This is a genomic window from Micromonospora mirobrigensis, assembly GCF_900091555.1.
GTDB lineage: Bacteria > Actinomycetota > Actinomycetes > Mycobacteriales > Micromonosporaceae > Micromonospora > Micromonospora mirobrigensis.
Window position 1 is genome coordinate 178,954 of sequence record NZ_FMCX01000007.1, and the last position, 11,118, is coordinate 190,071.

The 11,118-nt window shown below is 75.5% G+C and carries 10 protein-coding genes; 3 read left to right on the top strand and 7 right to left on the bottom strand.

Translation table 11 applies throughout. The features are described 5' to 3' along the window. Nucleotides 1-24: 24 nt before the first annotated feature. The 5 genes from GA0070564_RS22550 to ligD form a co-directional block, all read right to left on the bottom strand. On the bottom strand, nt 25-744 hold the full coding sequence (locus tag GA0070564_RS22550) for an ABC transporter ATP-binding protein (RefSeq protein ID WP_091612198.1): 720 nt from the start codon (nt 742-744) through the stop codon (nt 25-27). Next, nucleotides 741-1,739, bottom strand: coding sequence for an ABC transporter ATP-binding protein (locus GA0070564_RS22555; protein ID WP_091612201.1), 999 nt, complete (start codon nt 1,737-1,739; stop codon nt 741-743). The genes GA0070564_RS22550 and GA0070564_RS22555 overlap by 4 nt, the downstream gene beginning before the upstream one ends. Then, nucleotides 1,736-4,438 carry an FtsX-like permease family protein gene (locus GA0070564_RS22560; protein WP_091612203.1) on the bottom strand — a complete coding sequence of 901 codons (2,703 nt, stop codon included), beginning with the start codon at nt 4,436-4,438 and terminating at the stop codon, nt 1,736-1,738. Before GA0070564_RS22560 ends, GA0070564_RS22555 begins: the two co-directional genes overlap by 4 nt. 46 nt (nt 4,439-4,484) lie before the next feature. Beyond that, entirely contained in the window at nt 4,485-7,676 is a 3,192-nt protein-coding gene (locus tag GA0070564_RS22565) for an FtsX-like permease family protein (RefSeq protein WP_091612208.1), read from the bottom strand. 118 nt (nt 7,677-7,794) lie between these two features. Beyond that, nucleotides 7,795-8,823 carry a non-homologous end-joining DNA ligase gene (ligD, locus tag GA0070564_RS22570; RefSeq protein ID WP_091612213.1) on the bottom strand — a complete coding sequence of 343 codons (1,029 nt, stop codon included), beginning with the start codon at nt 8,821-8,823 and terminating at the stop codon, nt 7,795-7,797. Nucleotides 8,824-8,870: 47 nt separating this feature from the next. On the opposite strand from ligD, the gene msrB reads away from it, so the two are divergent. Further along, nucleotides 8,871-9,281, top strand: a complete 411-nt coding sequence (gene msrB, locus GA0070564_RS22575; protein ID WP_091612217.1) for a peptide-methionine (R)-S-oxide reductase MsrB — start codon at nt 8,871-8,873, stop codon at nt 9,279-9,281. Nucleotides 9,282-9,341: 60 nt separating this feature from the next. Here the strand turns inward: msrB and GA0070564_RS22580 are convergent, their stop codons facing one another. After that, nucleotides 9,342-9,617 carry an early set domain-containing protein gene (locus tag GA0070564_RS22580; RefSeq protein WP_091612815.1) on the bottom strand — a complete coding sequence of 92 codons (276 nt, stop codon included), beginning with the start codon at nt 9,615-9,617 and terminating at the stop codon, nt 9,342-9,344. A gap of 152 nt (nt 9,618-9,769) precedes the next feature. Between GA0070564_RS22580 and GA0070564_RS22585 the strand changes: the two genes are divergently transcribed. Next, nucleotides 9,770-10,027: a Prokaryotic metallothionein gene (locus tag GA0070564_RS22585; RefSeq protein WP_088973608.1), complete on the top strand. Its 258-nt coding sequence runs from the start codon at nt 9,770-9,772 to the stop codon at nt 10,025-10,027. Between the two features lie 30 nt (nt 10,028-10,057). On the opposite strand, the gene GA0070564_RS22590 is transcribed toward GA0070564_RS22585, so the two are convergent. Beyond that, nucleotides 10,058-10,582: a ribonuclease FAU-1 family protein gene (locus GA0070564_RS22590; RefSeq protein WP_141714839.1), complete on the bottom strand. Its 525-nt coding sequence runs from the start codon at nt 10,580-10,582 to the stop codon at nt 10,058-10,060. Nucleotides 10,583-10,647: 65 nt separating this feature from the next. Between GA0070564_RS22590 and GA0070564_RS22595 the strand changes: the two genes are divergently transcribed. Next, a complete protein-coding gene (locus GA0070564_RS22595) occupies nt 10,648-11,112 on the top strand; it encodes a GNAT family N-acetyltransferase (RefSeq protein WP_091612227.1) in 465 nt (154 codons plus the stop codon). Nucleotides 11,113-11,118 lie beyond the last annotated feature (6 nt).

Here is an 11,118-nt window from a genome sequence, read left to right on the forward strand (position 1 = left end):
CGACGCCGGCCCGGTGGGTGGGGATCAGTCGGGGGCCAGGCGACCGTCGCGCAGGGTCAGGGTGCGGTCGGCCAGTTCGATCAGGGCCGGGTCGTGGGTGGCGACCAGGGCGGTCATCCCCCGGGCGTGCACCACCGCGCGCAGCAGGTCCATGATGGAGCGGCCGGTCTCCGAGTCGAGCTGGCCGGTCGGCTCGTCGGCGATCAGCAGCGCCGGCTCGTTGGCCAGGGCCCGGGCCACCGCCACCCGCTGCTGCTGGCCGCCGGAGAGCTCGTACGGTCGCTGCCGTGCCTGTCCGCCCAGCCCGACCAGCTCCAACAGCACCGCCACCCGCTGGTCCCGTTCGGCCGCCGGCACCCGGGCCAGCCGCAACGGCACCCCGACGTTCTCCGCCGCGGACAGGATCGGCACCAGGCCGAAGGTCTGGAACACGAAACCTACCGTGCCCCGGCGCAGCTCCAGCAGCTCCCGCTCGCCGGCCGCGGTCACGTCGTGACCGGCCACCCGGACCCGACCCGAGTCCGGCCGGTCCAGCCCGCCGATCAGGTTGAGCAGGGTGGTCTTGCCGGCACCGGAGCGGCCCCGGACCACCACCAGCTCACCCCGGCGGGCGGTGAACGACACGTCGCGTACGGCGTGCACCGCGTGTTCGCCCCGGCCGAAGCTGCGGCTCACCCCCTCCACCCGGACCACGTCCCCGGTCACCGGCAGTCCACTGTCGGCCACCGCCACCTGTTCGCTCATTTCGCACTCCCCCGTTCCTGCCGGCCGTCGGCGCCCGGCCGTACCTCGACGTGATCCGGTTCCAGGTTCAGCCGGACCCGGTCGCGCAACGACAACGCGTCGACGAAGGCCACCGGCAGCTGCATCCGGCCGGTCCGGTCCAGCACCGCGTACTCCTCGCTGACCAGCTCGGTGTTGCCGTCGGCGTCCAGACGCGCGGTCCGGCGTACCTCCGTGGCGGTCCGGCCGTCGCGGATCCCGACGGTCCGACGGACCTGACCGGCCACGGCGTGGTCGTGGGTGACCACGACGATGGTGACGCCCAGCTCGGCGTTGATGGTCCGCAACGCCGCGAAGACCTCCGCGCCGGTCGCCTCGTCCAGCTCGCCGGTCGGCTCGTCGGCGAAGAGCACCTCCGGATCGTTGGCCACCGCCACGGCCACCGCGCAGCGCTGCTGCTCACCGCCGCTCATCTGACCTGGCCGGCGGTCGGCGCAGTAGCCGACGCCGACCAGGTCGAGCAGTTCCCGGGCCCGCTCCCGTCGGGCCCGGGACCCGCCGCCGCGGCCGGCCAGCCGCATCGGCAGCTCGACGTTCTCCACCGCCGTCAGGTACGGCAGCAGGTTGCGGCCGGTCTGCTGCCAGACGAAGCCCACCACCTCCCGCCGGTAGGACAGCCGTTTGCGGTTCGACAGCGACAGCAGGTCGTACTCGGCGACCCGGGCGATGCCGGCAGTCGGGGTGTCCAGCCCGGAGAGGATGTTCAGCAGGGTCGACTTCCCGGAACCGGAGGCGCCCACGATGGCCACCAGCTCACCACGGTCGATCACCAGGTCGAGCCCCTGGAGGGCGACGACCTCGATCCCCTCGGTCTTGAAGATCCGGACCAGGCCGTCGCAGACGATGTGCCCGCGCAGCCGGTCCTGCCCACCGGCCCGTTCCGCGGCCCGCTGGGCGGCCCGTCGTTGCAGAGTGGCCAGGTCGGGTACGCCGGCCGTGTCGGCGGTGACTGTCATTCCGCGCTCTCCTCTCCGAGCCGGAGCGCCTCACCGAGGCGCAGCCGACGGTTGTTCACGGCCTCGACCGCGACGGCGAAGGCCAGGGCGACCGCGGCGAGCAGCACCGCGCCCGCCACCAGGCCGGGTTCGAAGGCGGCCCGCACCGGCACCCCACCGGTGAACGCGGACAGCCCCAGCAACGGGGTGAGCAGCAGCGGCAGCAGCGCGCCGGTCACCGCTCCGGTGAGCACCGCGACGGCCACCAGCGGCACCAGCTCCACCAGCAGCAGCCCTCGGCCCTGCCCCCGGGACAACCCGAGGGTGCGCAGCCGGGACAGCACCTGGCCGCGGGACCGCGCCCCGGCCAGCACCGTGAAGGCGATCGCGATCAGACCGAACAGGGTGCCCCCCACGGCCCCGGCGGCGAACGCGAAGGCCAGCAGGGCGTTGGCGCCGTTGCGGCCCAGCACCTCCCGCTCGGCGGCCCAGGTGCGGACGGTGACGTCGCGGGGCGGTTCCTTGCCCACCACCGGGCTGCCGAACTGGTAGCGCCGCTGCCCCTCGTTGCCGATCCGGGTCAGCTCGCCGGCGTCCAGGTCGTCCCCGGCGACCAGGAAGCCGGTCGGGACCGGCGCCTCCGGATCGTCGGTGGCCAGCGCCGACCAGGGCAGGACCACGTACCGTCCGGTGTCGGTGAGCGGGAAGTCCCCGACCGTCGCGGCGACCCGGAACGGGTGCCGCCGACCCTCGACGGGGACGAACGCCGAGTCGAGCCCGGCCTCGGCGAGCTCCCCGGCGAGCAGCGGCGAAACCACCGCGGGCACCGGACCGGCACCCGGGGCGGGGCGGCGCAACGCGTCGGGCACCGCCACGTCCACCCCGGAGCGACGGGCCACCTCGGCGAACCCGGACCCGTCGAGCACCAGCACCGTCACGTCGCCGAGCCGGGCGTCGGTGCCCACCTCGTCGGTGGCCAGTCGTTGGGCCGAGTTCAGGATCAGCGGGGTGGTCGCGCGTACCCCCGGCGAGCGCTGCAGGGCCGCGCCGGTGTCCGGAGCGAGCCGGGCGCCGGCGATCAGCGCGTCGGCGGGCACCACCTGGCTGACCGCCCGATCCCGGCCGGTCTCGACGCCGCTGGCCAGCACCCCGCAGAAGGCCGCTGTGGCGATCGCCAGCACCACCACGACCAGCGGTACGCCCACCCCGGAGCGACCCGCCCGCGCGGTGCCGAGGAAGGCCACCGTGCCCCGGGTCCGGGTGGCGATCCGGCTGGCCAGCAGCAGCGGCCACGGATAGAGCCGCAGGGCGAGCACCGCCGCCGCGACGGCGAGCAGCACCGGGACGGTGACCAGCAGCGGGTCCACCGTGCCCGGCACCAGGCCGCGCCGGCGCAGCAGGACGGCGGCGAGGGCCGCCAGGCCGAGCAGGAACACCTCCACGGTCAGCCGCCGGGCGCCCGGCCGCATCCGGACCAGGTCCCGCCGACCGTCCGGGCCGGCCACGGCCAGCGTGGCGACCGGCAGCGCCACGGTGATGACGACGGCCGCGGTCACGGTGAGGGGCAGGCTGCTCCCCGGGGCGCCGGGCACCAGGGTGCCGAGCAGCCAGCCGGCGACGGCGGCCGGCGGCACCACCAGCAGCGCCTCGGCGAGGCTGCGCCCCGGGCCGCTGGTCACCCCGCCGCCGCGGGCCCGGATCAACGCGAACTCGCCCCGGCGGCGGCGGACGGCCAGCGCGGCGGCGAGGGCGACCAGCCCGGCCAGGGTGGCCAGCACCCCGGCGGCGATCACCGCGAGCAGGGTACGGGCCGCGTCGATGGTGGCGTCGAAGCGGCTGAGCAGCTCGTCGACGCCCTGGGTGAGTTCGGTGCCGTGCGGCGGCGTGCGCTGCGTCCGCCGGATGCCGTCGACCACCTGGTCCAGCCGGCGGACGTCGACGCGTTCCGGGTCGAGCCGGTACCGCCAGCTGAACCGGCCGCTCCAGCCCCGGGCCACCAGCCGGTCCAGGTGGGACGCGTCGGTCAACCCGACCAGCCCGAACGGCCCGGACTCACCGCCCGGCTCGTCCACCCGCAGCGTCTGCGGCAGGCCGTCCCAGATCCCGTCGCCCCGGTCCCGGGGCGTGAACAGGCCGACCACCACGGCGGTCACCGGTTCCGGGTCCGCCGCCGGGCCGATCCGGCTCAGCCGCAGCCGGCTGCCGACCCGCAGGTTCAGCTTCGCGGCGGTGTCGGTGGCCAGCGCCAGCTCGACCGGGGCCTCCCGGCCGGCCGAGCGCCCCGGCCAGCGCCCACCCGCCAGGTCGGCCGTCCCCTGCACCCCGGGCGTGGAGCGTACGGTCAGCTCGACCTTCAGGTTCCGCGCGGCCAGGTCCGGTCCCTCGGCCTCGACCGGCGCGGTGTCGGCCTCGTACCAGCGCTGCCCGAGGGCGTCGCGCACCGGCCGGGGCAGCTGCCGGGGCAGCAGCTCCAGGTTCTCCCGCCGCAGATCGGTCATCGACACCCCGTCCGCGGCGGTGATCTGGTTGCCGCGGAAGGTGAGATCCCGCTGCGCCGCCGGCTGGGCGGTGAGGTACCCGTCCAACCCCTCCTGGCCGAGCCGGTTGGTCATCCTCGGCACGCCGCTGGCGAGGAAGGCGGTCACCAGCGCCAGCACCCCGAGCAGCAGGAAGTAGCCCCCGAAGGCCCGGACCCGCCGGACCACCCCGAACGGTCCCATCACGCCACCTCGCCCGGCTCGCCGGAAACCGCGTCCACCCGTGACCTCACTGGTCTCCCCCGATCCGCAGTTGTGCCGCCGCCACCCGCTGCCGGATGCCCAGGGCGATCGCCGCGCTGAAGCCGAGCGCGGTCAGCAGCAGGCCGAGCGCGGTGAGCCCGATCGGCGTCCAGGGCAGCACGAAGGCCGCCTCGGGCACCGGCCGGCCGGCGGCCGGGGTGAGGATCAGCAGCGGCGCCATGGTGGCGCCCACGCCGGTGCCGAGCAGCAACCCGACCCCCACCCCGATCCCGGCCAGGAAGGCCTGCTCGGCCAGGAGCGCCCGGGCCAGCAGCCGGGGCGTCGCGCCGAGGGTGTTCAGCACGGCGTACTCGGCGAGCCGACGGCGGGCGGTCGCCCAGACGTCCACGCCCAACCCGACCAGCGCCAGCAGCACGCAGCCCAGCGCCGCGGCCAGCAGCCCGGTCCGCGCTCCCAGCCAGTACGGGTCCCGGGCGGCCGCCTCGGCGGTGGCGCGCCGGTCGGCGACGGTCACGCCGGTCAGCCGTTGGGCGGCCCCCGCCGCGGCCTCGTGGCCGCCGGGGTCGGTCGCCAGCCACCACTCGGACACCGGGCGCACCCCGCCCCGCTCCCGCACCAGCCAGTCGGTGGCGGTGGGCAGGTCGAGCAGGATGCCGGCGCCCGCCGCCGACGGGAGCGCCGCCACCTCGCCGACCACCTTCACCGGCACCGTGGCGCCGGAGAGCTGGAGGTTGAGGGTGTCCCCGTCGCGCAGGCTCAGTGCGGCGCGCACCTGCGGGCTGATCAGCGCGGGCACCGGCGGGCTGGTCCCGTCCGGCACCACGGTGAACCGGGATCGGTCGTAGGAGATGTACTGCACGTCGCCGAGGCCGATGATGTTGTGCCGGCTGGTCAGCCCGTCCCCGGTCGCCGTCGCCGTGTCGTTCGGGGCCGCCTGCTCGGTGGCCACCCGCCACCCGCCGGGCAGCTGGAGGGGTCGCGCCGCCCCGTCGGCGCCGGCCACCCGCAGGCCGGCCACCCGCAGGCCGTACGCGGTGCCCAGGGCGTCGCCGGCGGCGCCCTCGAAACCGGCCAGCCGCAGCGTGCCGGGGCCGACGTCGGGCAGGTCGACGGCGAACCGCACCGGCCGCCCCGAGCTGTCCGCCGTGCCCAGGGGCAGCCGGTACGCCAGCCCTTCCGGGCTGGTCAGCAGCAGCGACAGCCGGACCGGGTGGGGCACCGCCGCGCGCTCCACCGGGGTGGCGACGGTGCCGCTGATCCGCCGGGCGCCGGGCGGCAGGTCGACCCCGGCGGGGGCGCCTCGGGCCCGGGCCAGCCGTTGGTAGAGCGCCGGCACCGGCTCGTCGGCCAGCCGGTCGTCGAGCCGGACCACCCCGCCGGCTTGTGCGGCGTCCAGGGCGACCACCGTGGTCGGCAGGTCCTTGGGGCCCAGGCGCACCTCGTCCCGCCACGCCGGCAGGACCGTCCGGGCGCCGGTGAGGGCGCGCAGCTCGCCGGCCCGGTCCGCCGGTGCGGTGCCGTTGCGCTCGGTCACCCGCAGGTCCGCCCCGACGGTGTGGTCGGCCTGGTCGAGGTGGGACCGTTCGCCGGTGGTGACCAGCGACCAGGCCAGCGTGCTGCTGCCCACGGCGAGGGCGAGCAGCAGCACCGGGCCGGCGTGCGGCCGGCGGCCCGCCTGCCACATGCCGAACATGGTGGCCGTCCAGGGCCGGCGGTCGACGAACCGTTCCGCGAACCGGGTGACCGGGGGCAGCAGCCGCAGCGCCACCACCGCGCCGGCCAGCACGCCAATGGTGGGTGCGGCGACGAGCAGGGGGTCGACGCCGAGTCCGCCGCGCCCGGTCAGCGGTCCGGAGTACTGGCGCAGCTGCGTCCAGGCCAGCACGGCGAGGGCGACCAGCGCCAGGTCGACGCCGGCCCGCTGCACGGTGGCGGAGCGGTCCGGCCGGGAGGCGGCGGCCATGTCGGCGACGTAGGAGCGGGCGCCGCGCAGGGTGGGCGCGACCATCGCCAGCAGGCACCCGGCGGCGGCGGCCAGGGCCACCGCCCAGACCAGGACGGTGTTCCCCGCGGGCAGCGGAACACCGCCGGCGCCGGCGGGGCGGACCCGGTGCAGCGCCTCCCCGGCGAGGAACGGTGCGACCAGGACGGCCGGCAGCACGACCAGGGTGGCCTCCCGGGCGGCCAGGCCGGCGAGCTGGACACGGGCCGCTCCCCGGGCCCGCAGCAGGGCGGTCTGCGCCCGGCGGTCCTCGTGCAGCAGCGCGGCGACCAGGAGCAGCGCGTACCCGCCGAGCACCACGATCAGCAGCAGCGGGGTGAGCAGCGCGGAGCGGCCCACCAGGTCGGCCCGGCCGAGCCGGTCGATCAGTTGATCCATCGCGGTCACGGTCTGCGCGGAGGAGCCGAGTCCGGCGGCGGTGGGCAGCTCATTCCCGGCCGCGGTCACCGCCGCGCGGACCGCGTCCAGCCGGCCGGGCTCGACGTCGCCGAGGTCGGGGGCGATCAGCCAGGACGCCGACGTCGAGCCGGGGAAGGTACGCGCGAAGTCCGCCGCGCTGAGCGCGAACGGCCCGTACGAGGTGTCCGACCCGGACGGGGCGGCGTTCGCCCCGGGGGCCAGCCGCCAGTACGGCGAGCCGGGGTCGCGGGCCCGCCAGGTGCCGGCCACCACCACCTGGCTGGTCTTCTCGGTGCTGCGGTCGCGCAGCGGCACCCGTTCACCGACGGTCAGTCCGAGCGTCGCGGCGACCCGTTCCGGGATGGTCACCTGCATCGGGGTGGCCCCGTCCACCGGCCAGGATCCGGCGGTGAGGTCGGCGTGCCCGGCGAGGTCGTCGAGGAGGGCGAGGCTGGCGAAGACGGGGTCGTCGCCCTGGCGGGCGACGGTGCCGAGGTCGCCGGTGAGTTCCCGGCCGGTGCCGGAGCGGGCGGCGACCACGCTGACCGGGGCGCCACCGAACCCGTCGGCGAGCCAGCCGCGTACCGCGCGGTCCCGGTCGGCGAACTCGGCGGCGTCGCGGCCTCCGGCCCCGCTGAGCAGCAGGCTGCGCTCCTCGGGCGGTGAGGCGGCCAGCACGCTGCGCTGGCCGGCGTCGACCGCCCGGCGGTTGAAGTCGGACAGGCCGGTCACCAGTCCGATCGAGACCAGCGCCGCGACGATCGCCGCGATCAGCAGACCCCGGGCGGCACGTGCCCGTCTCCACACCAGCTTCATCCGACGCCTCCCCGCAGGCCCCGGCGGGCCGCCGCACAGGAAGAGCCGCCACGGAGGCGGAAAGGTTCGCGCCCGTTACGTGATCGTTACCGGGCCCGCCGCGGATCCCGCCGGTGGCTCAGCGCGGCCGGTCCCGGTCCCGGGAGGGTTGGACCCGCTTGGGTTCGCCGGGCATCTTGGGGTGGTCCGGCGGGTACGGCAGGTCGCCTTGGCCGGCGGCGGCGTCCCGGTCGGCCCACTCCAGCAGCGGGGTGATGTCCCAGCCGGCGTCGTCGATGCCGGCGTGCGGGTCGCCGTGCTCGGCGAGCCGGGCCGGGACCGTCCGCAGGTCGAAGTCGTCCGGGTCGACCTGGGGCAGCTCGTCCCAGGTGACCGGGGTGGAGACGGTGGCCCGGGCGTTGGCGCGCAGCGAGTACGCGCAGGCGATGGTCCGGTCCCGGGCCATCTGGTTGTAGTCCACGAAGACCCGCTCGCCGCGCTCCTCCTTCCACCACGCGGTGGTGACCAGCGCCGGGTGGCGCCGCTCCAGCTCCCGGGCCAGCGCGATGGTGGCCCGGCGCACCTCGGTGAACGTCCAGCGGGGCTGGATGCGCAGATAGACGTGCACGCCCCGGCCGCCGGAGGTCTTCGGCCAGCCGGTCACGCCCAGCTCGTCGAGCAGGACCCGCAGCTCACCGGCGGCGGTCACGGCGTCGGCGAAGTCGGTGCCCGGCTGCGGGTCGAGGTCCACCCGCAGCTCGTCCGGGCGGTCGGTGTCGGCGGCCCGGACCGGCCAGGGATGGAAGACGATGGTGCCCATCTGGGCGGCCCACGCGACGTGCGCCAGGTCGGCCAGGCAGAGCTCGTCCGCGGCACGCCCGCTGGGGAACGTGATCCGCGTGGTGCGCAGCCACGGCGGCACGCCGCGGGTGGGCACCCGCTTGGCGAAGAACATCTCCCCCTCGACGCCGTCGGGGAAGCGTTGCAGCGTGGTCGGGCGGTCGCGCAGCGCACGGGTGATCCCGTCGCCGACGGCCAGGTAGTAGTGGAAGACGTCGGACTTGGTGAAGCCGCGCTGCGGGAAGATCACCCGATCCGGGCTGGTCAGCCGGACGGTGTGGCCGGCCACCTCGATCTCGGTCGCCGGTGCCTTGGCGCTACCTGCCATTCGGCGACCATATGCCACACCCCCGACAGTCGACGTACCGTTGACCGGTGAGTCTTTCCGAGAACGAACTGCCCCGCACCGAGGACGAGTGGCGGGTCCGGCTCAGCCCCGAGGAGTTCCGGGTGCTGCGCGAGCACGGCACCGAGCGGCCGTGGACCGGCGAGTACGTCGACACCAAGACCTCCGGCGTCTACCACTGTCGGGCCTGCGGGCTGGAGCTGTTCACCAGCGACACGAAGTTCGACTCGCACTGCGGCTGGCCGAGCTTCGACGACGCCATCCCCGGGCGGGTGAAGGAGATCGAGGACAACACCCTCGGCATGCGGCGTACGGAGATCCGCTGCGCACGCTGCGACAGTCACCTCGGGCACGTCTTCCACGGTGAGGGCTTCACCCCGAAGGACACCCGGCACTGCGTCAACTCGGTCTCCATCCGGTTGGAGCCGCGCGACGCCTGACCCCGGTTCCGCCCCCGCTCCCCCGGTCGACACCGGGGGCGCGGGCGGCCGGCGGTCCGGTCAGAGCAGCAGCAGGCTGCCGCGGTCGTCGACCTGGTCGGCGGAGTCGTCGTCGAGCCAGACACCGCCGGTGGCCAGGTAGCGGAAGCGGTACTCGCCGGGTGCGAGCTTGAGGGTGACGGTGCGGGTGCCGTCGCGGCGGGCGACCAGCTCGTGCCGCCCCGGCTCCCAGCCGTTGAAGCAGCCCACCACGCTGACCGTGCCGGGTGGGGTGTCGCGGGGCAGGCAGAAGGTGACCCGGGTCTGGTTGCCGAAGAGCTTGTTCCGCTTGATCACGTGGTCCTCCGAGGTCGAGGCGGTCACCGGGTTCAACGCCCGACACGCCGGTGCGACGCGCCGCGTGGAGGTCCGACCTGCGGGTTTCCCCCTCCCGTCGCGCCACCGGTGCCGCACCCTTGACGGAAATGTCCTTTCACGGGGGGTTCACCATGGCGACCTGCGAGGTCTGCGGCAACGACTACTGGCTGGCCTTCGAGGTGCGTACGGTCAGCGGCGACGTGCACACCTTCGACTCCTTCGAGTGCGCCGCGCACAAGCTGGCGCCGATCTGTGAGCACTGTCAGGTCAAGATCCTCGGCCACGGCGTCGAGGTCTCCGGCCGCTTCTTCTGCTGCGGCCACTGCGCCCGCAGCGCCACCGGCGAGGGCGCGGAGATCCGCGACGCCGTCGGCGCCCGCCCCGCCTGACGACCCGCTCGCGGGCCTCCCGGTACGCCGTCAGGCCCCGGCGGGACGAGGTCGCTCCTGCCCGTCCAGCAACCACCATCCGCGCGCCTGCCAGGGTTCGTCCCGGCGCCGGAGCGCCTCGGCACGGTCCTCGGCGGCGCCCCGGGCGAGTGCGGCATCGTCGGCGCTCATCCAGCCGGCGGCGCACGCCACCTCGTACTCGTCCCAGTCCTCGATCTCGACGCGGGAATCCCGTTCGTGGCGCACCGGGTCCAGCTCCAGGTCGACGTAGCGCCAGTCGACGCCGGTGCGCTCCACCGGCAGGCAGACGTCGATCTCCAGCCGCCGGTCGGCCGGATCGGCGACCCACCACGCCACCCAGGGACGGCCCACCGCGAGCAGCACGGCCACCGGTACGGGCAGGACGCCGTGGTCGTGCGGGGCACCCCACGGCGAGCCGACCGCACCGCGCAGCCACGTCCCGTCGGCGTCCTCGGCGACCGGCTCGAGGTCGTACCAGAAGACGCCACTCGGGCGCTTGACCTTGAACAGCCGGACCCGCCTCGTCTCGCCCATCACCACACGCTAGGCGCAGCGACCGGACGGCGCCACGGGTCGGGGACGGCCGTAGGATCCGGTGCGTGACCGGGGATGACGACGACGTACGGGTGGCGTCGTTCGAGGAGCTGGACGTCCGGACCTTCCACGACCTGCTGCGGCTGCGGATCGACGTGTTCGTCGTCGAGCAGGCGTGCGCGTACCCGGAACTGGACGGGCGGGACGTCGAACCCGGCACCCGGCACCTCTGGCTGCCCGGCGCGGACGGGCCGGCGGCATACCTGCGGATCCTGGCCGATCCCGGCGGCGTGGCCCGGATCGGCCGGGTGGTGGTCGCCCCGGCGGCCCGCCGCGCGGGCCTGGCCGGCCGGCTGATGACCGCCGCGCTGCGGATCGTCGGTGACCGGCCGTGCGTGCTGGAGGCCCAGTCGCACCTGGTCGGCCTCTACGCCCGGCACGGTTTCACCGTCCGGGGAGCCGAGTACGTCGAGGACGGGATACCACACACGCCGATGCACCGCCCCCTGGGAGACCGGCCCACCGTGTAACGTCTG